Origin of the sequence: Endozoicomonas sp. GU-1 (genome assembly GCF_027366395.1) — a bacterium.
GTDB lineage: Bacteria > Pseudomonadota > Gammaproteobacteria > Pseudomonadales > Endozoicomonadaceae > Endozoicomonas.
In genome coordinates, this window is sequence record NZ_CP114771.1 from 4,959,457 (window position 1) to 4,982,761 (window position 23,305).

The window sequence follows — 23,305 nt, forward strand, 5'->3', positions numbered from 1 at the left end:
AGATGTTACTTAATGAATGAGAACCATTGTTGGCTGCTCTGGCAACGGTTAGTCAACCGTTGCCAGGGCTTCAATTTCTACCTTCACATCTTTTGGCAGACGGGCAACTTCAACTAGGCTGCGGGCAGGGAAAGGTACTTTGAAATACTGTTTGTAGACTTCGTTAATATTGCTGAACTCATCCATATCGCGAACGAATACGGTGACTTTTTTCACCCGGTTCATGCCGCTGCCGGCCGCTTCTAATACTGCTTTCAGGTTTTTCAGGCACTGATGAGCCTGCTGTTTGGTGTCTTCAGACACTTCTCCGGTTTCCGGATCGATTGGCAGTTGGCCAGATGTGAAAACCAGGTTACCAAAGCGCATACCCTGAGAGTATGGGCCGATAGCCGGAGGAGCGTCAGGGGTTTCGATCACTTTGTCCATGATGATTAAGCCGCTTTGTTTAAGGGAAAGGGACGAGATTTTAGAGATGTCGCGTGTGTTTGTCATCGGTTCAAAGTGAATTTAGGGGTTTATTTTTGACCGGTTTCCCAAAGATCATGACCGCCATGTTTACTCTTCAGGTGTCGTTTTTTGGCAGGTATGCTTTGTGTAGAACTTGATGGCAAGGGGGAAACTCAGCCGAAAAGCCTCGTCTTCAAAACTTCTCTCCATATAGTGTTTTTTAAATTCTGAAAGCTTAATCTGGACTTATATAAACAGCCATGGGTAGGTAGCCCGGTTTCCGGATTATGAACATCGCGACAAATTGCAAAACTGTCACATTTTTATCGTAAAGTGACATCATGGATACGGATCCTTTGATGACTGACGGATTGTTATCGGCACCTTTGAGCGAGGGTTAAATCATGTGGTTTCAGAAACAGGTTCAGCTGCGTCCCTACCGGAGGGGGTTTCATGTGGTTACGGCCGAAATTATTGGTCAGTTACCGGAGCTGGAGAATTATAAGACAGGGCTTTGTCATATCTTTTTACAGCATACTTCTGCTTCACTGACACTCAATGAGCATGCCGACCCCAATGTCCGTCATGATATGGAAGCCTTCAGCAATCATTATATCCCTGAAAATGAAGAGTATTTTCTCCATGTGATAGAAGGCAGTGATGATATGCCGGCCCACATTAAATCCAGCCTGTTTGGTGCCGATGTAATCATTCCAATCACGGATGGTTCGCTGGCTTTGGGTCATTGGCAGGGGATATGGCTGGGGGAACACAGAGACAGTGGCGGAAGTCGTAAGTTAATCATCACTTTACACGGTGAAAGTTATACGTAATGATAAAAAACAAGCATTAACAATGTATTTTTTATACAGGAGGGTGAGACCAAACTGGCATTTTAACAATGCTGGACTATAACTATAAAAATTGGACAAGAAGTCAATCTCAATATTTCGGAATGGACATTCCGAAAACCAGTACCTAGAGGACATAGCTATGGCACGGAAAAAGCCGACTAAAGCTGCTGCTGGTTTTGATGGCGCTGATATAGGGTTTCTGGGGAGCCGCGACGAACCTGCTGAAGAGAGGACCGTCGAGTCTCGTAAAAAACTCAGGGCAAGTCTGGATGCCCAGGTAGAAGAGTTTTTGAAGAAAGGAGGCCAGATTGAGGAGATTCCATCGAACATTACCGCAGACCCACCGAAAAAGCCCTCCGGTGAATATGGTAACAGACCAATATAGTTTAACCGTTAAAGCCCGGCATTCGCCGGGTTTTTTTTGCATATATATTTTATACCAGAAGCGCACGACAGCATGGATGCAAGACTGCCCATGAAAAATGATCAGTGAGCGCTTCCAGAAGATTCAAACGACTTCTACCCAATTACCACCGTCGTAAGGCGATAGTTCTCCAATTGGCTCCAGAGACAATCCAAATCTTGCCGCGACGTTATGGAAAGCTTCTTCCGCTGCCGGATCTACCGCGACCAACAGTCCACCGCTGGTTTGGGGATCACAGAGAATGTGTTTCTGTTGCTCGGAAATATTGGCGGCTTTGTGGCCATAGCTGGCATAGTTTCTTTCCGTTCCGCCGGGAATGCAGCCTTGCTGACGATAGGTTTCCACATGAGGAAGAAGTGGCAGCTTGTCGGTATACAGCGTGGCTTTTACCTTGCTGCCTTCACAAACCTCCAGAAGATGGCCAAGAAGACCAAAGCCAGTAACATCGGTGATGGCACTGATGCCATTCAGCAGAGACAGATCGGCACCCATGGTGTTCATTACGCACATGGAGTCACGGGCAATATGCTGGTGCTCCTCCTGCAACAGCTTTTTCTTTTGCGCGGTTGTGAGAATACCAACGCCAAGCGGCTTGGTCAGATAAAGCTTGTGACCCGCCTGAGCCTGATCATTTCTTTTCAGGTGCTCAAGGGATACACGACCGGTGACGGCAAGTCCGAAGATGGGTTCAGGGGCGTCAATACTGTGACCTCCAGCCAGAGGTATACCAGCGTCAGCACATGCCTGACGACCGCCGTCTACTACCTGGGCTGCGACTTCCGGCGGTAGCTTGTTAACGGGCCAGCCAAGAATGGCAATGGCCATCAAGGGCGTGCCGCCCATGGCGTAAATATCGCTGATGGCATTGGTGGCAGCGATGCGACCAAAGTCAAATGGATCATCAACAATAGGCATAAAGAAATCAGTCGTGCTGATAATCCCTTCACCATTGCCCAGGTCAACAACAGCTGCATCATCTTTGCTGGCATTACCTACGACCAGGTTAGGAAACTCTGGAAGAGTAAGGTTGGTTTGCAAAATACCGTCAAGAATCTGTGGTGAAATTTTACATCCACATCCCGCACCATGACTGTATTCTGTGAGCTTCAGATCCTTCATTAATACTGCCTCTGAGCTAACGCTTGAAATGCGCGTACTTTAGCACTGCGAACCCTTTCATTAAATGCCTCAAGTGTGAGAAGGTTGCACACATTTGCGGGGTGTCCATAGAAAACAGTGGTTTCTAATGTCATTTCTCTATGATAAAAGATAATTTTAGACGTCAGTGTAAGTAGCTAGCCGTATAAAACCATATATTTTGGATTACATATTGCTACTCCCCCGGATCAGGTTGATCCAAAGCGAAAGAAGAATAGCGATAATTGATGAATCAGGAGAATCGGATGGGAGCACTAACTTTGCCTTGTTCTTCTATCGATGATTTGCTGCAGCAACAGTCGGCAGCGTTGCAGCAATGGCTTGCCAGCGGTGGTCGCAAGATCGAAGGTCTGGTTGTTCGTAAATTTCCCGCCTGGCTGGAGTCTGATCAATTTATTAAAGCAGGTTCAGGTGTCCAGTTTGATACTGCGCGTTTTCGCCTGATGATGTGTAATAAATATGATATCTGGCGAGTTAATATAGATATGATCTTTCATCCCGGGGCGCGGCTGCTGGATGACGGCTCTACCGCCGGTCCCGGAATATTATTTAATGTGCTGGATGATGAAGGTCAGAGTGTTCTGGTTGATTATTTTGAGGCAGGTGTTCCTGCCCCGGCGGATTCAATAACGCCGGAGCATTGGTGTACGTACTGGTTTAAGAAGCTGACCAGGAGTCATCACATCAATCGGATTTTCGCTTATAAAGAGTACGAGGCAGAAATTGATTGACTGTTTACCGGTGGTTTTATAGCTGACAGCAGCTTTTTAAACTGAAAAAGCTGCTGAGTAGCATAAGGCGTTATCCACTTTTTGCTTTATCCAGCCATGCCTGGGAAAAGGACTGAAGCATTGGGATAACAACTGCCCAGATAATGGCCAGGATCAACAGCGTCTGCCATAAAGGCTGGGCAAGGGTTACATCACTTATTTTTGACCCAGCCAAATAGCTTAATGGTCCCCCAAAGAAGCCCAGTATGGCACCGTAGAGTTTGTGGGTTCGGGACCAGTCAAGGCTGTGCCTTAGAGTGGTGGCGAAGATCAGCCACAGACAGGCCAGCCAGAGTGGTAAAATACGTCCAGCGTCATCCAGTTGAGAGTTAAACTTCAGGATTTCCAGATTTCCAAGAAAGCTATCGATAGCGCACCCCAGTAGCAAGGTAAGAGCCAGTATTTGTTTTTCCTTATGCCAGTTACCTATCCATAGCAAGTGGATAAAAAGGACTATTACGGCTGCAGTCAGGGCAATTTGATCCCCCCCCAAGAACACAGGCAAACCAGCCAAGCTGGAAAAGCAGGTAATTAGCAATCAGTTTTATTTTGTCGTTTGTCATCATTATTAGAACACCAGTGGGCGATAGATGGGGTCCAGTTCTACGGTCAGGATGTCCCGAATGGTTGCCAAAGCGAACTGAACTTTATTGTCACTATCAGGGCTGCTGATACAAAGGCGTACGGCCTGGGGAACTGGGTAGCTGCCAACGGCAAACAGTTCTGACTGGAGTACTTTTACTCCTTTATTATTCAGATGTCGTACAAAAGTCTCGGCCCGCCAGGGTTCGGGTAGCTTGAGCCAGCCATGAAAACTATAAGTTTGTGCCTGTATATCCATACCTTTGAGGTGGTGGGTCATGAGTTTCTGACGCCTGGCAATGGCTTCGGTCTGCCAGTGAATCAGTTGTTCTGCAATACCGGATTCAATCCATTCACTGGCAACTTCAGCCATCAATGGTGGTGGCACCCAGCAGTCGCTCCTCATGGCCATAACCAGCCGTTCTCTCAGGTGAGCAGGGTAGCAGAGGTAGCCGGTCCTTAATCCACCCGACAGCGTTTTTGAAAAGCTGCCGCTGTAAATTACCAGATCAGGAGCAAGGCTGTAGAGCGATGTCAGTCGTTTATCGGAAGCGACGAATTGCACATCATCTTCCAGGATCAGCAGTTTGTGCCTGCGTGCTATCTCAATGATTTGCTCTCGCCGTTGTATTGGCATAATAAACGCTGTCGGATTTTGCAGGGATGGCATTAGATACAGTAGTTTCGGGCGGTGTTGCAGGCAGCACTGTTCCAGTGCTTCTGGAATCAGGCCATGCTCATCCATCGGCAAACCTATATGGTGAGTTTGCCATTGCCTTGCCGCATTGATGAACCCCGGATAGGTAAGGGACTCGGAAACGATGGTGTCCCCTGGCCGGGTGGCTGCCTGAAGAGCCATCATATTGCCATGCTGGCCCCCATTGGTGATAAGAATATTGTCTGGATTTACATGGATCGACAGCGTTGCAAGCCATCCGGCAATGATACTGCGATGCCTTTCAAGTCCGGTTTCAGGTAGATAGTCCAGCAGAGAAGTCATGCGCAGAGGGTCTGATGCAATCATTTGCAGCGTCTCGGCCAGTATCTCTTCTCTCGGTGCCGGAACCTGAAGGGTCAGGCTCATATCAATAACCGTAGACTCTGGTTTTTGAGGTACATTGAATTGGGCCTGCTGCCAGACCTTACCGGTAACAAAAGTTCCACTCCCCACTCTGGCGGTAATCAACCGTCGTCTTTCTGCTTCAGCATAGCCCCGGGTAATAGTACCAATGGTTACGTTAAGAACATCGGCAAGCCAGCGATGAGTAGGCAGTTTATCGCCTGAGTGTAATGATCCGTTTTTAACGGCCTGCTCGATGGCATCAGCGAGAGCCATATATTTGGGGCCGGAATTGAAGGAAAGGCTTTTCAGCCAGCCCGGGAAGCTTATTTTTTTATCCATTGTCTTTTTATTATGTATGAAATGATATCTTTGTCATGGTGACAATTTATTAATTGCACGCTTTTTGTCCATGCATCATACTGCATTGGAACCTTTATATCGTCGTTTGTTTGATTGTATGGGGGCAATTTTCAAGGGCATTGTTAAAATTTACAGAGAGAAAAATGAATGAGATAGAGATACTCTGGTTACCATTGGTAACCTTCGCCTTGAGCTCCAGTATTACACCAGGGCCCAATAATATTATGCTAGCAGCCAGCGGGGTAAATTATGGCTTTGCCAGAAGTATTCCCCATATGCTGGGTGTGTCTATTGGGTTCTTTATTTTATTTCTTGGGGTTGCATTTGGGCTGGGGAGTGTCTTTGAGCGGTATCCACAGCTGCAAACGGGTTTGAAATATATTGGGTCCATGTATCTATTGTGGCTGGCATGGAAGATTGCCACGGCTGCCAGTGTTTCAGAACAGGCGGGCAGTAAAAGACCAATGACTTTTCTTCAGGCCATCAGTTTTCAGTTTGTGAATGTGAAAGCCCTGATGATGGCCGTCAGTAGCGCTGTTGTATTTACATTGCCTGGTGATAACTACACGCTTTCTGTTTTACTGGTCGGGGCGATATTTACTCTAATCAATCTGCCTTGTTGTTCAGTCTGGGTGGTTTTTGGCTCAGGACTGAGGCGATTTCTGAAAAATGAGCAAAGTTTAAGGGCTTTTAACTGGTCTCTGGCTTCACTGACAGCCGCATCGGTCGCGTTATTTTATGTCTGAGAAACGGTATCTTTTTTATCAGCCGGGACCGCTAATCCCGGTTTATAAAAAATGTCAGGTAAGTTGTGGGGTGATCTGTCAACCATTACGTCTACCTCTGAATAAGGGATGATGTTCATGCCCTGCTTCTGAGTCACATCGCAAGCCGTCAGGTGAGCCACCAAAGCACTGTACATCACACTCATTAGCAGATGTCTTCCTGTCATCAATATTAACTAGTGATCCATCAAAGATGTTACGGTATCTGGCTTGTAGATCTTTGTCAGTAATGTGTGCAGCCAAACCTGGTTCCGAGAGTAGGAATGTTTTGTGCATAATTGTTTCGTTAGGGTCATAAAAAATAACCTTCATGCATCCATCCTGCTTCTTTAATCTCAGAGCCATTACGTGGCCAAATCTTGAATCACCTTGTGTATTAAACAAAAAATTCTTTTCATCGCCAGCAGGTATATTCCAATATTTTTCTACCAGCCCCGAAAGAGTCTCAGAAAATGCTCCCTCGTGGAAATAATATCCATCAGCATAAAAGGATTTGGGAGTAGTTCGGATGTTTTTCAAACCATCTGGAATATAGTGTGCGTCTACTGATGGAAAAGAAGATGTATTTGCAAAAGTTGATTGTATTTTTTTTGGGGTATCTATTGTTTTTTCCCCGACCAAACACTTTTGTGACATAAGCCCAGGCGATGTGTCGGCAGTTTATTTTTTGTCTAGGTGCGACGGTGTCAGTATCAGAGCGACGCGCTGAGCCATTAAGGCACTTGGAGTACCAGGGTTTAATGGAGTAATACATGGGAATTGGAGCAATACTGCCATCCTGTTTGAAAGCAAGTTTAACCTTAAGTATGCGCCCTTCATCATGCAGTTTGTCTATCTTATTGGAAACATAGCTGGTTGAGTTCTTGCAGGCTGACGGGATGCTGATGTTGTAAGCACTTAATGGCTTATGGAGTCTTTTGGTAAACCATGCATTTGGGTGTTCTTTCATCAGCTTTTGGGTGTTACCGTCTAAAACGCGGACAGAATAACGACCAAACAGTGCCTTGATGCCATTAACAAGGGATTTTATGACCCTGATTGGCAGTAAGGATTCTGAATGTATGTACCATGAATGTGATAGTGCTGACAAAACACTAAGCTTGATATGGTCCATTACATGATAACCCTTGCTTGATTCTTATGATTCATTTGCTCGAAACTTTTAGAGTATAAAAGTTCTAAAAAGTTCCACGGCTATCCATCAGCTCAGGAAAGAGTGATGTTTTATGTTTGAGAGGTTGTATATTTTTTTATCAGCCGGGAGCGCTAATCCCAGTTTATAAAAAATGTCAGGTAAGTTGTGGGGTGATCTGTCAACCATTACGTCTACCTCTGAATAAGGGATGAAGATTATGCCCTGCTGTTAAACATCGCAAGTCGTCAGGTGACCCACCAAAGCACTGGACATCACATTCATCAGCAGATTTCTTCCTGTCATCAATATTAATTAGTGCTCCATCAAAGATGTTACGGTAACTGTCTTGTAGATCTTTGCCGGTAATGTGTGCAGCCAAACCTGGTTCCGAGAGCAGGAAGGTTTTGTGCATAAGTGTTTCGTTAGGGTCATAAAAAATAACCTTCATGCATCCATCCTGCTTCTTTAATCTAAGGGCCATTGCGTGGCCCAAGCCTTTATCAACTTTTGACCGAAAATAGAAATTCTTTTCATCGCCAGCAGGCATATTCCAATACTTTTCTACCAGTCCCGAAAGAGCCTCAGAAAACGCTCCCTCGTGGAAATAATATCCATCGGCATAAAAGGATCTGTTAGTAATTGGGCCTTTTTTTAATCCATCTGGATTACGGAGCGCATGCTTTAAAGGAATATCAGGTGTATTTGCAAAGATTGACTGTATCTTTTTCGGGGTGTTTATTCTTTTAAAAGTCTCCTTTCCCCGACCAAACACTTTTGTGGCATAAGCCCAGGCGATGTGTCGGCAGTTTATTTTTTCTCCAGGTGCGACGGTGTCAGTATCAGAGCGACGCGCTGAGCCATTAAGGCACTTGGAGTGCCAGGGTTTAATGGAGTAATACATGGGAATTGGAGCAATACTGCCATCCTGTTTGAAAGCAAGTTTAACCTTAAGTATGCGCCCTTCATCATGCAGTTTGTCTATCTTATTGGAAACATAGCTAGTTGAGCTCTTGCAGGCTGACGGAATGCTGATGTTATAAGCACTTAATGGCTTATGGAGTCTTTTGGTAAACCATGCATTTGGGTGTTCTTTCATCAGCTTTTGGGTGTTACCGTCTAAAACGCTGACAGAATAACGACCAAACAGAGCCTTGATGCCATTAACAAGGGATTTTATGACCCTTATTGGCAGTAAGGATTCTGAATGTATGCACCATGAATGTGATAGTGCTGACAAAACACTAAGCTTGATATGATCCATTAAATGATATCCCTTGCTTGATTCTCATGATTCATTTGCTTGAAACCTTTAGAGTACGAACGCTCTAAAAAGTTCCACGGCTATCCCTCAGCTCAGAAAAGAGTGAAGCTTGTTGTTGCAGGCAGGATCGTTAGGTGGGTATCTATTGATTGGATTTTTGGGCTCGAGGCCCCACCGGCATCCGCCATAAAACTTAGAGATCATGGTGCATGACGGTAGGTTCGGGTGTCGGCTTCTTCAGGTGCCGACCTGCATGGTCAGCCTCCTGGTACACGGTTTCAAGGTAATTGATGGTTTCCTTTTATATGGCGTCCAAACTCCGTTCGTCCTTCGACCCTGCTCAGGGTGCACGGTCGAAGGGCTAAGCTCCATACCCTGAATAAAGACTGTGCCAATCACCCTTCGACTCCGCTCAGGGTGAACGGAAGTTATACACCTCAAACTCATTGAAATGGTGTGCTAGTCTCCCAGGAACGCCTTATAAGCCTCATTCTCATTTTCAGACCAGTAACGGTAGCCAATGGCATCAAGATATTCCGGGATATGCTGGTGCTCCTCTTCCGGGACATCCAGGCCTATCGCAACCCGTCCATAGGCCGCTCCGTGGTTGCGATAGTGGAACATGGTGATATTCCAGCGCTGGCCCAGTTTGCTCAGGAAGTTTAATAAGGCTCCCGGGCGCTCCGGGAATTCAAACCGGTAAACCTGTTCATTGGTGACCGCTTCGCTATGCCCGCCCACCATGTGCCGAACATGGAGTTTGGCCATTTCATTGTCGGTCAGGTCAACCACGGGGTAGCCGTGCTGCTGGAGTTCATTAACCAGCCGGTCGATGGGCATCTGATCCGGGTGGACCTGAACACCGACAAAGATTCTGGCTTTGTCCGGGTTATGGTAGCGATAGTTAAACTCGGTGATATTTCTGCGACCCAGCAGTTCACAGAACTGTTTAAAGCTTCCGGGTTGTTCCGGAATGGTAACAGCGATGATCGCTTCCCGCTTTTCACCCAGCTCTGTGCGTTCCGAGACATAGCGCAAACGGTCAAAGTTGATGTTGGCACCGCTGTCAACGGCCAGCAGGGTTTGGCCCCGGACCTTGTCCCGGCTGACATACTTCTTCATACCGGCAATGCCCAGGGCACCGGCAGGCTCACAGACAGAGCGGGTATCATCAAAGATATCCTTGATCGCGGCACAGATTTCGTCGGCGGTGACGGTGATGACCTCGTCGATACACTCCCGGCAGATCCTGAATGTCTCTTCACCGATCTGCGCCACCGCTACACCATCGGCAAAGATGCCCACATGGGGCAGGACAACCCGTTCACCCGCATCAAGCGCCGCCTTCAGGCAGGCCGACTCTTCAAATTCAACACCGATGACTTTGACGTCGGGCCGCAGGTACTTGATATAGGCGCTGATACCTGCCGCCAGACCACCGCCGCCCACCGGGATGAACACCGCATCCAGGGCACCGGTCTGTTGACGCAGGATCTCCATGCCAATAGTGCCCTGACCTGCGATGGTATCTATATCATCATAAGGGTGAATAAAGGTGTAGCCGTGCTTTTCAACCAGGGTAAAAGAGTGAGCCAGAGCCTGGTCAAAAGCGTCGCCATGCAGTACGACCTTGGCTCCGTAAGCCCGTACCGACTTCACTTTGATCTCGGGGGTGGTGACCGGCATGACGATGGTGGCCTTGATCCCCATTTCCCGGGAGGCCAGGGCTACTCCCTGGGCATGATTCCCGGCCGAAGCGGCAATAACGCCACGTTCTTTTTCTGCCGTCGTGAGCTGGGCCAGCTTGTTATAAGCGCCCCGAATTTTGAAGGAGAATACTGGCTGTAAGTCTTCCCGCTTCAGGAGAACCCGGTTATCCAGGCGCTGACTGAGGAAGCGGGCCTCATCAATCGGGGTTTCGATGGCGACATCATAGACCCTGGCTTCCAGTATTTTTCGAATATAACGGTGTGGCATGCTGTCCTGCTGGTGTTTTCTGTTAGCTTTATTGAGTTCAGGCAGTGCTGCGAAGCTCTCATTCTATAGGAATAAGCTTCAGGATGGCACTCGTCCAATTTGCCGGAAAATGGTGTAATATACGGCGCGTTTTCAGCCCTATTAACCGCTCAGTATTATCAGGAAACCCCATGAATCAGGATCAGCTCAAAAAGGCCACCGCCGAAGCCGCATTGCAATATATCCTGCCCCATCTGGAAAAGATATGGTAATCGGTATTGGTACCGGTTCTACTGCGCGCTTTTTTATTGATGCGCTGGCTGAGTACAAGGATGATTTTGATGGCTGTGTCTCCAGCTCTGAGGCATCTACCGAGCAGCTGAAATTCCATGGTATTCCTGTTTATGACCTGAATACGGTGTCTGACCTGCGCTTTTATATTGATGGGGCAGATGAAGCCAATGAACATCTTCACCTGATTAAAGGAGGTGGTGCGGCACTGACCCGGGAAAAGATCATTGCAGCGGTAGCCAGAGAGTTCATTTGCATTGCCGATGAGAGCAAGGCGGTGGGTGTGCTGGGTGAATTCCCATTGCCGGTGGAAGTCATTCCCATGGCTCGCAGTTATGTTGGCCGGGAGCTGGTAAAGCTGGGAGGCGATCCTGCCTACCGCGAAGGGGTTGTGACTGATAATGGTAATGTGATTCTGGATGTCTGGAATATGAAGATTCTGGATCCGGTTGCACTGGAGCAAAAGATCAATGGCATTGTTGGTGTGGTGACTAATGGTCTGTTCGCCTGTCGTCCTGCTGATGTGCTGCTGTTGGGTACAAACGACGGTGTTAGAACAATTACCGGCAAATGATTACAACGGGTTCTCTGGAACAGTTGTGATCTTTAGTTGTTGATAGGTGGATCCCGCTGTTTCCATAAAAAAAACCGCAATATTAGGCTGGATCGAATAGAAAAAATCCTTAATATAGCCATTGCTAATAATAGAAATGCTTGGCGACCTGCGTTGAGCGTAATCTGTGGTTTAGTCCTGAGTTTCGGGGGAGGGCGGCCACTTTCTGGTGAATGCTCTGTAAACTCAGGCATGAAAAACAACAATAAAGAGTGACTGACATGCTGAAATCATTCAATAAAAAAATGGCAGTCTTGACTGCCGCAGTGGCACTGGGCAGTGCATCCATCGCATCCGCAGAAGATACCATCAAAATCGCCCTGGCAGGCCCGGTCACCGGACCGGTTGCCCAGTACGGTGATATGCAGTTTATTGGTGCCAAAATGGCCATTGAGCAGATTAACCAGGCAGGTGGCGTCAATGGCAAGGAGCTGGAAGGGGTTGTCTTCGATGATGCCTGTGACCCCAAGCAAGCCGTAGCGGTTGCCAACAGGATTGTAAACGACGATATTCGATTTGTTGTCGGTCATCTCTGTTCCTCTTCAACTCAGCCTGCTTCTGATATTTATGAAGATGAAGGTGTCTTGATGATCACCGCTGCCTCAACCAGCCCGGACATCACCACCCGTGGCTATGAGCTGATTTTCAGAACCATTGGTCTGGACAGCATGCAGGGGCCAACGGCTGCGAAATACATCATTGATGCGGTAAAACCACAGAAAATGGCGGTAATTCACGACAAGCAGCAGTACGGTGAAGGTTTGGCCGCCAGTGTTCGTGACGAAGTTCAGAAGGCCGGCGTTAAAGTCGCCCTTTATGAAGGTGTCACGGCTGGCGACAAAGACTTCTCTGCCCTGATTGCCAAGCTCAAGAAAGAGGATGTCGATTTCGTTTATTACGGTGGTTATCACCCTGAGCTGGGCCTGATTTTGCGCCAGAGTGCAGAGAAGGGGCTGGATGTTAAGTTCATGGGGCCTGAAGGTGTCGGCAACAAGGATATCTCTGCCATTGCCGGTGAGGCCTCAGAAGGCTTGCTGGTCACTCTGCCCAAGAGTTTTGACCAGGATCCGGCCAATGCCCGGTTGGTGGAGGCATTCAAGGCCAGGAGTGAAGACCCTTCCGGCCCGTTTGTCTTTCCCGCTTACTCTGCGGTGCAGGTCATGGCAGATGGCATGAAGCTGACCGCCAGTGAAGACCCTGAGAAAGTTGCCAGCAGCCTGCGGGCCAATAACTTCAAAACACCCACCGGTGAGCTTGGCTTTGATGGCAAGGGTGACCTGAAGGACTTCAACTTTGTCGTTTATCAGTGGCATTCTGACGGCAGCAAAACGGCCCTGACCAAGTGATCGGAACAATGCCTTGCCTGCATGGGCAGGGTATCAATAAAGGAAATAGTGCAGTCGACTAACCAGACGGCACCAGTCTAACAATGAGAAAGCAGTAAAAGGCCTGCAGGGAGTGCAGAACGCCATAAGCGTTATTGCAACATGCGGGCCTTTTTTATGGATTCGACCATGCCTGAGTCAGCCTATTATTTTATCCAGCAATTGCTGAACGGCCTTACTGTCGGGAGCACCTATGCCCTGATAGCCATCGGTTACACGATGGTCTATGGCATCATTGGAATGATCAACTTTGCCCACGGCGAGATATATATGATCGGCAGCTATGTTGCCTTTGCCGTGCTGGCCGGTCTTGCCTTGATGGGGGTTGACAGTATTGCTCTGATGCTGGCCGCCGCCTTTATCATCAGTATTATTATTACCAGTACTTATGGCTTTGCCGTTGAGCGGGTGGCCTATCGACCATTAAGAAACAGTAACCGACTGATTGCCCTGATCTCGGCAATCGGTATGTCGATTTTTCTGCAGAACTATGTGCGTATCGCCCAGGGCTCGAGAGATATCGCAATGCCCAGCATGATTACCGGTGGCTGGACGTTTGGGCCCGCTGATGCGTTTAATGTCACTCTGTCGTACATGCAGGTGGTGATTTTCATTATTACGTTTATCACCATGACACTTCTGACGCTGTTTATTTCCAAATCAAGGATGGGGCGTGCATGCCGGGCATGTGCAGAAGACCTGGGCATGACCCGGCTGCTTGGCATCAATACCAACCAGGTTATCTCCCTGACCTTTATTATCGGTGCGGCACTGGCGGCAGTGGCCGGTGTGTTACTGGGTCTCTACTACGGCGTTATTAACCCCTATATTGGTTTTCTGGCGGGTTTGAAAGCGTTTACAGCGGCGGTTCTTGGTGGCATCGGCAGTATTCCGGGAGCTGTGCTTGGCGGCCTGATTCTTGGTGTTACCGAAGCGTTTACCGCAGGGTATTTCAGTAGCGAATATAAAGACGTCGTCGCCTTTAGTCTGCTGGTGCTGATTCTGTTATTCCGACCTTCAGGGATTCTCGGCAAGCCGGAGGTAGAAAAGGTATGAATCGTCAGTCATCTACCACACTGCGCTGGTTTCCCGCTTTTATGGCAACCGGAGCGCTGTTGCTGCTTGCTGTGTTAATGCTCGGGGTTCAGCTATCCACTGAAAACACAGAGTTGGTCGTTTACTTTGCGGCCAGTGAACGGTGGCAGCTGATTCTTGCCGGTGCTGTTCTGGTTTTCCTGGTTCAGTTATTCCGCAACCCCATCTCTGCTTTCTGGCAGGGGGCCAAAAACACAACCCACTACCGCAAGTTCAGCTGCCATCACTGGATGACAATAAACCTCTGAAGCGGCTGCTGATCAGTTTTGCCGTGGCCGGGCTGATGGTCTGGCCTTTCTTGGTTTCCCGTGGTGCGGTGGACCTGGCAACACTGGCGCTTATTTATGTCATGCTTGGTCTGGGCCTTAACGTGGTTGTTGGTCTGGCAGGTCTTCTGGATCTTGGTTATGTGGGCTTCTACGCCGTTGGAGCCTACAGCTATGCGCTGTTGAGCCAATACTTTGGTCTCGATTTCTGGAGCTGCCTGCTGATTGGCGGTGTTATGGCGGCATTCTTCGGCTTTATCCTGGGGTTTCCGGTATTAAGGCTCCGTGGAGACTACCTGGCCATTGTTACCCTTGGCTTTGGCGAGATTATTCGTATTTTGCTGAATAACTGGACCTCAATTACCGGCGGGCCAAACGGGATCAGTCAGATTCCAAAACCAACGTTGTTTGGTCTGGAATTTTCCCGGCGAGCCAAAGAAGACGGCAATGTACCATTTCACGAGTTCTTCGGGATTGACTACAGCAGCGGCTATAAAGTGATTTTCCTTTATATCCTGGCGCTGCTTCTGGTGCTGTTAACGCTCTACATTATTAACCGGCTGTTGAGAATGCCCATTGGCCGGGCCTGGGAAGCGCTTCGGGAAGACGATATTGCCTGTCGCTCACTGGGTTTGAATCCAACAGCCATCAAACTGTCGGCCTTTACCATCGGTGCGGCGTTTGCCGGGTTTGCCGGTACTTTCTTTGCGGCCCGGCAGGGTTTTATCAGTCCGGAGTCTTTTACCTTTATTGAGTCAGCGATCATCCTGGCGATTGTGGTCCTGGGAGGCATGGGGTCACAGATGGGCGTTATTCTTGCCGCCATTATCATGACCGTACTGCCCGAGTTTGCCCGGGAGTTTCAGGAGTACCGGATGCTGATGTTTGGTCTGATGATGGTGTTGATGATGATGTGGCGTCCGGAAGGGTTGATGCCCATGAAACGTCCACATCTGACGTTGAAAGATCATCCGTCGGATAAAAAAGATGATGCTTCTGTTAATCGTCAGCCCATTGCTGAAAGCGTTTAATCTGCAGGGAGTTATAAGATGAGTCAGTGTTTGCTGGAAGCATCGGATCTCAGTATGCGCTTTGGCGGTCTGCTGGCCGTGGATCAGATGGCGCTCAAAGTTCGTAAAGGCGAAATTGTCTCCATGATTGGCCCGAACGGTGCCGGGAAAACGACAGTGTTTAATTGTCTGACCGGCTTCTATAAGCCAACCGGAGGGGAAGATTATTTTTCAGGGCCAGGCGGTAGAAAAGCTGCCTGGCTTTAAAATTGCCCGTTTAGGTGTAGTGCGAACTTTTCAGAATGTGCGGTTGTTTAAAGCCATGACGGTTCTGGAAAATCTGCTGGTGGCCCAGCACCGTCATTTAAACACAGGGTTGTTGGCCGGGCTGTTTAAAACACCTTCGTTTCGCAAGAGTGAGGCCGAAGCGATGGAGCGGGCCGCTTACTGGCTGGATAAAGTGGGCCTGACTGAGTTTGCCAATCGTGAAGCCGGCAACCTGGCCTACGGTCAGCAGCGACGACTGGAAATTGCCCGCTGTATGGTGACCGACCCACAACTGTTGATGCTGGATGAGCCCGCTGCTGGACTGAACCCTAATGAAACCCGGGAGCTGGATAAGTTGATTTCCGATCTCAGGAAAAATCATGGTGTGTCAGTGCTGCTTATTGAACACGACATGAAACTGGTAATGGAAATCTCGGACCGGATCTATGTTATTAATCAGGGGAGGCCCCTGGCATCCGGAACACCGGAAGCGGTGCGCAATCATCCTGAAGTGATCAAGGCTTACCTGGGGGAGTCCTGATATGAAGTACAGGGTTCCACTGGCGTTAGAAACCGAAAGGCTATACCTCAGGCAGTTTAAGGAAGAAGACTGGCGTTGTTTGCATAAGTATTACTCTGATGAAGAGGCGACCCGCTATACCGTGGGAAGGGCTTTCACAGAGGGGGAAACCTGGCGAACCCTGTGCAGCATGATTGGCCATTGGCAGGTGCGTGGTTATGGACCGTATGCTCTGATCGAAAAAAGCTCTGCCTGCCTTATGGGGACAGTAGGTTTCTGGTATCCGAATGACTGGCCTGAACCGGAAATCAAGTGGGCACTGGCCTCTGACTATTGGGGTAAGGGGTTTGCTTCTGAAGCTGCCAGAGAGGTGCAGTCTATCGGACGGGAATATCTGCCAGAGATACCTCTAATCAGTTTTATTCACCCGAATAACCAACCATCTATTAAGCTGGCAGAGCGTTTGGGAGCTGTTCTGGAAAACGAAATCCCATTTCGCGGCAATATCTGGAAAGTTTATCGGCACCCAAACGAATGAACAGGAATGCAGTTTTATGAATAGCGATAAACCACTGCTAAGCCTTGAGCATGTTTCTACCTTTTATGGCCAGATTCAGGCACTGGAAGACGTGAATGTAGAGATCCGGGCCGGTGAAATTGTGACGTTAATTGGTGCCAATGGTGCGGGAAAAACCTCTCTGCTGATGACACTCTGTGGTGATCCACGGGCGAGCAGTGGACAGATCTTTTATGGTGGGCGGGACATTACCCGGAACGATACGGCGAATATCATGCGTTCCGGTATCGCCCTGGTGCCGGAAGGTCGGCGTGTCTTCTCCCGGCTCACCGTGGAAGAAAATCTCAGCATGGGTGGCTTTTTCACTGATGAGCAGGATTATCGTCAGCTGTATCGCCATGTTCTTGAGCTGTTTCCACGTCTTGAGGAGCGGCTCACCCAGCGGGCAGGCACCATGTCCGGAGGTGAACAACAGATGCTGGCCATAGCAAGAGCACTGATGAGTAAGCCCAGGCTATTACTGCTGGATGAACCTTCACTGGGCCTGGCTCCTATCGTGATTCAACAGATTTTTGACATTATTGCCAGGCTGAGGGATGAAGGGATGACGATCTTTCTGGTTGAGCAAAATGCCAACCAGGCGCTGAAGCTGGCAGATCGCGGCTATGTGCTTGAAAATGGGAAGATTGTTCTGCATGACTCCGGACAGGCTCTGCTAGTGAATAAATCTGTCCAGGAGGCCTATCTGGGAGGGTGATTGCGGTATTTTCCTTTGATGTCTGAAGGGGTTGCCATACGCGGCTTTGAGAGAACTTCTATCAATGGCTCCCAGGCTCTGTTCGTCCTGAGCGTCCTTCTACTCCGCTCAGGGTGAACGGAGATTGTACACATCAAACTTATCGAAATGATGAGGTACCACAGTAGGAGCCGCTTTGGTTTCAATAGGTTAACTGGGTAAAACTCTAGTGTCAGCCATATTTTGGAATCAAAATAACAATTTAAATTTTTAATAGTAATTAAAATTATCATTATTTTTTATTTATTCATTTGAAATCAATCTGTTAATGGCGTGGTAGTTCTGGTTAAAAGGCCATGTTCCCAGTACTATACTTTCCCTATAACTGAACCAGCAGTACAAGGAAGTGCACCATGAAACCTGAATACGATAAGCTGACCACGCCGGAAGTATTGATGTTAGCCAGCTCACTGAGCGTTTTGGCGGGTTCACTGGTTACCCTTGGAATGCTGATTCAGTAGTCATCCGGCAATATCAGGGTTAAGTCTACGGTTACAAAGACCTGGCGGGGGACCGCCAGGCAAAACAACACTCCCCTCCAAATCATCAGCATACCGATTTATAACCACCTGTAGCAGCCATCTCTGCATTGGTTTTTTCTTGGGTTCTTATGGCACCAAACCCTAAGTTTTTTGTGCAATTTAACGATGATTAAGAGATGGAAAAGTTCCAGATTCCATCCTTTGCTAAAGCACAGAGATCAGGCCATGAGTTCAGAGTCACCCAGTGAAAACAGTCAGCGAAAGACGGGTGGTCTGGCACTCACGCTTTTTCTCTGGTTTATTGTTTTATCCATTGGGCCTGTTGTGATTGTTGGGCTGAATGAGTACAAGACCGGAAAAGAAGCCATTATCAAAGATCGTTATGATCAGCTTTCATCAATAAATTTTCAGTTAACTCAACGCATTAATGAATACTTTGATACGGTGTTAACCAATTTATTCATTATGGCGTCATCTTCCGAAACATTTATTAGCGAACTGATGCTGGCTCCCGGCTTTAAAAGCCAGCCGGTTTCTGAGTTTATTAATTCCAGGGAATACGGGGATATCTATGAAAAGTACTCCATGGAGTATGTGGATTTCCTGCGATTCTATGACTACTCCGATGTGATTCTGGGTGATGCGGCAGGCAATATTCTCTTCACAGTGAATGAATACAGTGATTTAGGCAAAAACCTGTTCTCTTCAGAACTGGAAAATACGTTGTTTTCCCGGGCTGTTAAAGCCAGCCTGAATGATCAGCAGCCAAAGTATGCCGACCTTGCTGCCTACCCGCCCATAGGCAATGAGAAAGTCATCTTTTTGATATTACCGTTGGCGGATTCCTTCCAGAAAGCGGTGGGTTTTATTGCGGTGCAGATTCACCCGAAGAATATTCAGGTGATGTTTGATAAAGGTGAGTCCAGTGACGTCGGTCTCTCGTCGTTTCTTGTCGGTAAGGATCGTAAAATTCGCTTTGGTACCCGGTTTGAAAATCAGGAACAGCTTAAATTTGGCGATGATAATCCGCTGATTAACTTGTGGTTAAGCCATCTTGAGGATGATGGGAGCTACAGAGAGGAAGAAGACCATTTCGGAGGATTCTCTGCAGATAATGGTCATGCTTTTGAGTCTATTGGCCAGCATGAGCATGATCTGGAATCCATTTCAGAAAGTCTTGATACTTTAAATCTGGACGAGCAGGACGTGTTCGGTCGGGCGGCTAAAGCGAGCTTGAACCATATTCGAAGCTACATTCATGGTGAAGAAGTTCTGGGGATTTATCTGCCAATCAATATTGCCGGAACCCCTATGGTCATCCTTTCAGAAGTAACGCACCGGCATGCTTTTGCCTCAGTTCAGGACTTTCAAAAACGCCTTTTTGTGCTCATCGCCATCACTTTTGCCCTGGTGGTGGTTATTGCTCTGTTTGTTACCCGACAACTGGTGAAGCCCATCCGCCGGATTACCCGGTGGGTCAATCGAGTCGCCGCAGGTGACTATGCCGAAGGGACTGTCCTGAACGGTAATAATGAGATCAGCGAACTCAGTCGCAGTTTTGCCCAGATGACCGAAAGGTTGCGTACCGTCAGTGCGGAAAATACCCGGAAAAACTGGCTTCAGGAAGGTATGGCCGGGCTGTATAACAGTGTGCGTGGCGAGCAGGCAATGGCTGAGCTGTGCCGTAACATTGTGACTTATACTGCCCGTTATCTGGATATGCATTCCGGTGCCATGTTTGTCAAAGATGATAACAACCGGCTGCAGTTGATGGGCACCTATGCCTGGAGTAAACGCAATCAGCAGGCAAAGTCTTTTGCCATGGGTGAGGGGCTGATTGGTCAGGCAGCATTGGCAAGGGAAACGATGGAGATAGCCGATGTACCCGATGGCTATCTTGAAATTGAGTCCGGACTGGGCTCTGCCAGGCCGACTCATCTGATCATTGTCCCGTTGTGCTATGAAAATGATCTGAAAGGGGGCGTTGAGTTTGCACGGCTTGGTCCAATGACGGATGAACAGCGCCTGTTTCTGCAACACTCTGTTGAAAGTATTGCCATTGCCATTAACTCTGCCCAGTATCGAACCCGGGTGAATCAGCTGCTTGATACCACCACCCAGCAATCAGAAGCACTTAAGGAACAAAAAGAAGAGCTGCGTTCGGTTAATGAAGAGCTGGAAAAGCGAGCCGGTATTCTGGAAGAGTCTGAAGAAGAGCTGAAAGCCCAGAGTGAGGAGCTGCAGAAATCCAATGCCGAACTGGAAGAACTCAGCGAACAGCTGATGCTCCAGAAAGAAGAGATTGAGAGAAAGAATAAAGATATTGAGCTGTCCAGTAAAAAGATAACGGAAAAGGCTGAGGAGCTTGCCCGGGCCAGTCAATATAAATCTGAATTTCTTGCCAATATGTCCCATGAGCTGCGCACGCCCCTGAATTCTTTATTGCTCCTTTCCCAGATGCTGGCAGAAAACGACGAAGGTAACCTGACAGAGGACCAGGTAGAGTCTGCACAGGTGATCTACAACGGTGGTAAAGAGTTACTGGAGCTGATCAACGACATTCTTGATCTGTCCAAGGTTGAAGCGGGAAAAATGTCGGTCAACCTTGATGATACGCCCCTGAACGAGATCACAGGCAGTATTGAAGCCATGTTTAACCCGCTGGCAGAAAGCCGTGGCCTGCAATTTCAGATCAGTATAGAGAGCGGGACCAGCCGGTCTGTTTTCACTGATAGCCAGCGGTTAATGCAAATTATCAAGAACTTCCTTTCTAACGCGTTCAAATTTACCGAGAAAGGCAGTGTTCAGGTAAGGATGTTTAATGAAACCCGCCCTGGCCATTTTTCAGACGACACCTGGACTGGTTTTGCTGTTAAAGATAGCGGGATCGGGATTCCTAAAGAGAAGCAGGAATCGATTTTTGGCTCATTCCAGCAGGCCGATGGGTCTACCAGCCGAAAATATGGCGGCACCGGGCTTGGTCTGGCGATCTCCAGAGAGATGGCAGAACTTCTGGGGGGCTTTATTGAGCTGGACAGCAAGGAAGGTGAAGGAACCACCTTTACCCTGTTCCTGCCGACTAATCCCGTGTGTGCTCTTGGTCCTGAGAAAGTACTGGCAGAAAACTATGTGTCCGATGTGTTTGACCAGTCAATGGGAGCTTCAGAGGCTCCTGCTCAAAAGCCAGAAATAAATAATGCGCCCCAGGAGGCGGAGTTATCTGTGCCTGCGGCATCGTTTGATTACCAGCTGCTGGTTATTGAAGATGATCCTCATTTTGTCACCATTCTTGGTCAACTGGCGGGTAAACATCGCTTTGGCTGTTTGCATGCAGAAACAGGAGAGCAGGGAATTGCCCTGGCCCAACAACATCAACCATCGGCCATTATTCTGGATTTAGGCTTGCCGGATATGGATGGGCAGGAGGTACTTGCTCAGTTAAAAGGCGATGAGTCAACCAGACATATTCCGGTGCATATTGTTTCGGGACGGGATCCGGAGTTGGTTTCCAGTCTTGGCGCTATTGGTTATTTGAGAAAGCCCGTGACGGTTACCGATATTGATCAAGCGTTTTTGACCCTTGGGCAGGCCATTAGCCGGGATATTCACGATGTACTGATTCTCGATCTGGATGAAGAGCAAAGATCCCAGGTAGGCAGCATGCTGGAACAAAAAGGACTCCATGTAGGGTATGCCAGCACTGCAGAAGAAGCTGAGAAGAGGCTTGTTGATCAACAGTGGCATTGTCTGATTATGGACCTGGAGCTGGGAGAGGTACGAGGGTTGGAGTTCCTGGAAAAAATGACAGGCAAATTGGGATCAGATATGCCGTCAGTGGTGATTCACACCGCACAACCTGTCGATAAGACTGAGCACTCCCGGCTGCAGGAATTCACCAATGCCATGGTGATGAAAGGTGATAGAGCCCTGGAAAGAATTACGGATGAAGTCAGCCTGTTCTTGCATACCGTTAATAAGGATCAGGAGGATGATACGTCCGATGAGCCGGTGGCCGGGTCAGAGAAGCGTCTTGATGGACACAAGATCCTGCTGGTTGATGATGATTTGAGAAATACCTTTGCCCTTTCCAAAGCCCTTCAGGGCATGGGGCTGGAAGTTGTACTGGCAGACAATGGCAAAAATGCGATCAGCAAGCTTGAGGAAGAAGACGGCATTGAACTGGTATTAATGGATATTATGATGCCCATTATGGATGGCTATGAAGCCACCGCCACTATTCGGCAAATGAATGAATTCAAAGAGCTTCCGGTGATTGCCCTGACCGCCAAGGCCATGGCGGGTGACAAGGCCAAATGCCTTGAGGCAGGCGCCAATGATTACATGACCAAACCGCTGGATATGGACAAGCTGACAGCAATGCTGAAGGTGTGGCTGCTGCGATGATGGAGACTTGCCCGGTAGCGGATCTGGAACTCAACTTACTGCTGGACGCGGTCAAGAAGCACTATGGCTATGACTTCCATGACTATGCCAAAGCATCTATGATCCGTCGGGTAAGAAAATACATGGAGCAGACCGGCATCAATCATATCAGTGAGTTGATCCCCCTGTTCCTGCACGATCAACGGGCATTTTATCGCTTTGTGAAAAGTATTTCCGTTGTGGTGACGGAAATGTTCCGGGACCCGGATGTGTTTAAAGTCTTGCGGGAAGAGGTCATTCCTGTGCTCAAGACTTACCCGTTTATCAAGATATGGCATGCAGGGTGTGCATCCGGTCAGGAAGTGTACTCTATGGCGATCCTGTTGGCAGAGGAAGGGATACTGGATCGTTGTCAGATTTACGCCACGGACTTCAATGATGATGCTCTGAATCTGGCCAAAAAAGGGATTTATCCGGCAGAAGATATTGAGCTTTATGAAAACAATTACCGCCTTGCCGGTGGGAAACATAAGCTCAGTGATTATTGGGTCAGCCTTTATGATTCAATAAAGGTCAAAAGTCGTTTATCGGAACGGCTGACCTTTGCCAATCACAACCTGGTGACGGATGGGGTTTTTGGCGAAATGCATTTGGTGATGTGCCGCAATGTACTGATTTATTTCAATGAGCAGTTGCAGGACAGGGCGTTAACTCTGATTAACGACAGTTTATGCCCGAGGGGATTTCTCTGTATCGGCCGAAGAGAGAACCTGAAGTTCAGCCAGATCAGTGAGCATCTTGAAGATGTCAGTAATAAGCTGCGAATTTACAGGAAGCTGGGCTCGTGAATTCAGTCGGCTGACAGAATCAATGGAACCTTTTGGG

21 protein-coding genes and 2 pseudogenes are annotated in these 23,305 nt (G+C 48.2%); 16 read left to right on the plus strand and 7 right to left on the minus strand.

The annotated features are described in order from the left end of the window. Window positions 1-48 precede the first annotated feature (48 nt). Window positions 49-426 (minus strand): RidA family protein, encoded by a 378-nt coding sequence (locus O3276_RS20735; RefSeq protein ID WP_269673015.1) that lies wholly within the window; start codon window positions 424-426, stop codon window positions 49-51. 425 nt (window positions 427-851) lie between these two features. On the opposite strand from O3276_RS20735, the gene O3276_RS20740 reads away from it, so the two are divergent. Both O3276_RS20740 and O3276_RS20745 read left to right on the plus strand, forming a co-directional pair. Next, complete coding sequence (locus O3276_RS20740) at window positions 852-1,280, plus strand: secondary thiamine-phosphate synthase enzyme YjbQ (RefSeq protein WP_269673016.1); 429 nt, start codon at window positions 852-854, stop codon at window positions 1,278-1,280. Between the two features lie 160 nt (window positions 1,281-1,440). Further along, the gene (locus tag O3276_RS20745) at window positions 1,441-1,686 is read left to right on the plus strand and encodes a hypothetical protein (RefSeq protein WP_206679310.1); all 246 of its coding nucleotides are present in this window, start codon (window positions 1,441-1,443) and stop codon (window positions 1,684-1,686) included. A 123-nt stretch (window positions 1,687-1,809) separates the two neighbouring features. Here the strand turns inward: O3276_RS20745 and selD are convergent, their stop codons facing one another. Next, the gene (gene selD / locus O3276_RS20750; protein ID WP_269673017.1) at window positions 1,810-2,844 is read right to left on the minus strand and encodes a selenide, water dikinase SelD; all 1,035 of its coding nucleotides are present in this window, start codon (window positions 2,842-2,844) and stop codon (window positions 1,810-1,812) included. Window positions 2,845-3,128: 284 nt separating this feature from the next. Between selD and O3276_RS20755 the strand changes: the two genes are divergently transcribed. After that, on the plus strand, window positions 3,129-3,614 hold the full coding sequence (locus O3276_RS20755) for a hypothetical protein (RefSeq protein WP_269673018.1): 486 nt from the start codon (window positions 3,129-3,131) through the stop codon (window positions 3,612-3,614). Window positions 3,615-3,684: 70 nt separating this feature from the next. Here the strand turns inward: O3276_RS20755 and O3276_RS20760 are convergent, their stop codons facing one another. Beyond that, complete coding sequence (locus tag O3276_RS20760) at window positions 3,685-4,152, minus strand: DUF2878 domain-containing protein (protein ID WP_269673019.1); 468 nt, start codon at window positions 4,150-4,152, stop codon at window positions 3,685-3,687. A 69-nt stretch (window positions 4,153-4,221) separates the two neighbouring features. Further along, the gene (locus O3276_RS20765; protein ID WP_269673020.1) at window positions 4,222-5,637 is read right to left on the minus strand and encodes an aminotransferase-like domain-containing protein; all 1,416 of its coding nucleotides are present in this window, start codon (window positions 5,635-5,637) and stop codon (window positions 4,222-4,224) included. 164 nt (window positions 5,638-5,801) lie between these two features. Here O3276_RS20765 and O3276_RS20770 point away from each other — a divergent pair, with 164 nt between their 5' ends. Beyond that, window positions 5,802-6,404 (plus strand): LysE family translocator, encoded by a 603-nt coding sequence (locus O3276_RS20770; RefSeq protein ID WP_269673021.1) that lies wholly within the window; start codon window positions 5,802-5,804, stop codon window positions 6,402-6,404. A gap of 78 nt (window positions 6,405-6,482) precedes the next feature. Here O3276_RS20770 and O3276_RS20775 read toward each other — a convergent pair whose 3' ends face one another. From O3276_RS20775 to ilvA, 3 genes are all read right to left on the minus strand, one after another. After that, on the minus strand, window positions 6,483-7,064 hold the full coding sequence (locus O3276_RS20775; RefSeq protein ID WP_269673022.1) for a hypothetical protein: 582 nt from the start codon (window positions 7,062-7,064) through the stop codon (window positions 6,483-6,485). Between the two features lie 692 nt (window positions 7,065-7,756). Beyond that, complete coding sequence (locus O3276_RS20780) at window positions 7,757-8,839, minus strand: hypothetical protein (RefSeq protein WP_269673023.1); 1,083 nt, start codon at window positions 8,837-8,839, stop codon at window positions 7,757-7,759. 459 nt (window positions 8,840-9,298) lie between these two features. Then, window positions 9,299-10,861: a threonine ammonia-lyase, biosynthetic gene (gene ilvA, locus O3276_RS20785; RefSeq protein ID WP_269676028.1), complete on the minus strand. Its 1,563-nt coding sequence runs from the start codon at window positions 10,859-10,861 to the stop codon at window positions 9,299-9,301. Window positions 10,862-10,986: 125 nt separating this feature from the next. Between ilvA and rpiA the strand changes: the two are divergent. From rpiA to O3276_RS20835, 12 genes and pseudogenes are all read left to right on the plus strand, one after another. Beyond that, window positions 10,987-11,660 (plus strand): annotated as a pseudogene (rpiA, locus tag O3276_RS20790) (ribose-5-phosphate isomerase RpiA). A gap of 260 nt (window positions 11,661-11,920) precedes the next feature. Next, a complete protein-coding gene (locus O3276_RS20795; RefSeq protein ID WP_269673024.1) occupies window positions 11,921-13,045 on the plus strand; it encodes a branched-chain amino acid ABC transporter substrate-binding protein in 1,125 nt (374 codons plus the stop codon). A gap of 168 nt (window positions 13,046-13,213) precedes the next feature. Further along, on the plus strand, window positions 13,214-14,140 hold the full coding sequence (gene livH / locus O3276_RS20800; RefSeq protein WP_269673025.1) for a high-affinity branched-chain amino acid ABC transporter permease LivH: 927 nt from the start codon (window positions 13,214-13,216) through the stop codon (window positions 14,138-14,140). Then, the gene (locus O3276_RS20805; protein ID WP_269673026.1) at window positions 14,137-14,427 is read left to right on the plus strand and encodes a DUF3382 domain-containing protein; all 291 of its coding nucleotides are present in this window, start codon (window positions 14,137-14,139) and stop codon (window positions 14,425-14,427) included. Before livH ends, O3276_RS20805 begins: the two co-directional genes overlap by 4 nt. Beyond that, window positions 14,424-15,476, plus strand: a complete 1,053-nt coding sequence (locus O3276_RS20810; RefSeq protein WP_442876609.1) for a high-affinity branched-chain amino acid ABC transporter permease LivM — start codon at window positions 14,424-14,426, stop codon at window positions 15,474-15,476. Before O3276_RS20805 ends, O3276_RS20810 begins: the two co-directional genes overlap by 4 nt. Before the next feature lie 18 nt (window positions 15,477-15,494). Continuing rightward, window positions 15,495-15,722: an ATP-binding cassette domain-containing protein gene (locus O3276_RS25920; protein WP_442876542.1), complete on the plus strand. Its 228-nt coding sequence runs from the start codon at window positions 15,495-15,497 to the stop codon at window positions 15,720-15,722. 1 nt (window position 15,723) lies between these two features. Then, window positions 15,724-16,048: pseudogene (locus O3276_RS25925) on the plus strand (ATP-binding cassette domain-containing protein); the annotation flags it as partial. 98 nt (window positions 16,049-16,146) lie between these two features. Next, complete coding sequence (locus tag O3276_RS25930; RefSeq protein WP_442876610.1) at window positions 16,147-16,263, plus strand: ABC transporter ATP-binding protein C-terminal domain-containing protein; 117 nt, start codon at window positions 16,147-16,149, stop codon at window positions 16,261-16,263. A 1-nt stretch (window position 16,264) separates the two neighbouring features. Beyond that, entirely contained in the window at window positions 16,265-16,780 is a 516-nt protein-coding gene (locus O3276_RS20820; RefSeq protein ID WP_269673027.1) for a GNAT family N-acetyltransferase, read from the plus strand. 16 nt (window positions 16,781-16,796) lie between these two features. Then, window positions 16,797-17,516 carry an ABC transporter ATP-binding protein gene (locus O3276_RS20825; protein ID WP_269673028.1) on the plus strand — a complete coding sequence of 240 codons (720 nt, stop codon included), beginning with the start codon at window positions 16,797-16,799 and terminating at the stop codon, window positions 17,514-17,516. A gap of 746 nt (window positions 17,517-18,262) precedes the next feature. Beyond that, a complete protein-coding gene (locus tag O3276_RS20830) occupies window positions 18,263-22,441 on the plus strand; it encodes a response regulator (protein WP_269673029.1) in 4,179 nt (1,392 codons plus the stop codon). Then, on the plus strand, window positions 22,438-23,268 hold the full coding sequence (locus O3276_RS20835; RefSeq protein ID WP_269673030.1) for a CheR family methyltransferase: 831 nt from the start codon (window positions 22,438-22,440) through the stop codon (window positions 23,266-23,268). Before O3276_RS20830 ends, O3276_RS20835 begins: the two co-directional genes overlap by 4 nt. Window positions 23,269-23,305 lie beyond the last annotated feature (37 nt).

Bases quoted from the DNA above. Each gene is read 5' to 3' on its own strand.
- O3276_RS20735 (WP_269673015.1), bottom strand. From the start codon at position 426: ATGGACAAAGTGATCGAAACCCCTGACGCTCCTCCGGCTATCGGCCCA.
- O3276_RS20740 (WP_269673016.1), top strand. From the start codon at position 852: ATGTGGTTTCAGAAACAGGTTCAGCTGCGTCCCTACCGGAGGGGGTTT.
- O3276_RS20745 (WP_206679310.1), top strand. From the start codon at position 1,441: ATGGCACGGAAAAAGCCGACTAAAGCTGCTGCTGGTTTTGATGGCGCT.
- selD (WP_269673017.1), bottom strand. From the start codon at position 2,844: ATGAAGGATCTGAAGCTCACAGAATACAGTCATGGTGCGGGATGTGGA.
- O3276_RS20755 (WP_269673018.1), top strand. From the start codon at position 3,129: ATGGGAGCACTAACTTTGCCTTGTTCTTCTATCGATGATTTGCTGCAG.
- O3276_RS20765 (WP_269673020.1), bottom strand. From the start codon at position 5,637: ATGGATAAAAAAATAAGCTTCCCGGGCTGGCTGAAAAGCCTTTCCTTC.
- O3276_RS20770 (WP_269673021.1), top strand. From the start codon at position 5,802: ATGAATGAGATAGAGATACTCTGGTTACCATTGGTAACCTTCGCCTTG.
- O3276_RS20780 (WP_269673023.1), bottom strand. From the start codon at position 8,839: ATGGATCATATCAAGCTTAGTGTTTTGTCAGCACTATCACATTCATGG.
- O3276_RS20795 (WP_269673024.1), top strand. From the start codon at position 11,921: ATGCTGAAATCATTCAATAAAAAAATGGCAGTCTTGACTGCCGCAGTG.
- livH (WP_269673025.1), top strand. From the start codon at position 13,214: ATGCCTGAGTCAGCCTATTATTTTATCCAGCAATTGCTGAACGGCCTT.
- O3276_RS20805 (WP_269673026.1), top strand. From the start codon at position 14,137: ATGAATCGTCAGTCATCTACCACACTGCGCTGGTTTCCCGCTTTTATG.
- O3276_RS25920 (WP_442876542.1), top strand. From the start codon at position 15,495: ATGAGTCAGTGTTTGCTGGAAGCATCGGATCTCAGTATGCGCTTTGGC.
- O3276_RS25930 (WP_442876610.1), top strand. From the start codon at position 16,147: ATGGAAATCTCGGACCGGATCTATGTTATTAATCAGGGGAGGCCCCTG.
- O3276_RS20820 (WP_269673027.1), top strand. From the start codon at position 16,265: ATGAAGTACAGGGTTCCACTGGCGTTAGAAACCGAAAGGCTATACCTC.
- O3276_RS20825 (WP_269673028.1), top strand. From the start codon at position 16,797: ATGAATAGCGATAAACCACTGCTAAGCCTTGAGCATGTTTCTACCTTT.
- O3276_RS20830 (WP_269673029.1), top strand. From the start codon at position 18,263: ATGAGTTCAGAGTCACCCAGTGAAAACAGTCAGCGAAAGACGGGTGGT.
- O3276_RS20835 (WP_269673030.1), top strand. From the start codon at position 22,438: ATGATGGAGACTTGCCCGGTAGCGGATCTGGAACTCAACTTACTGCTG.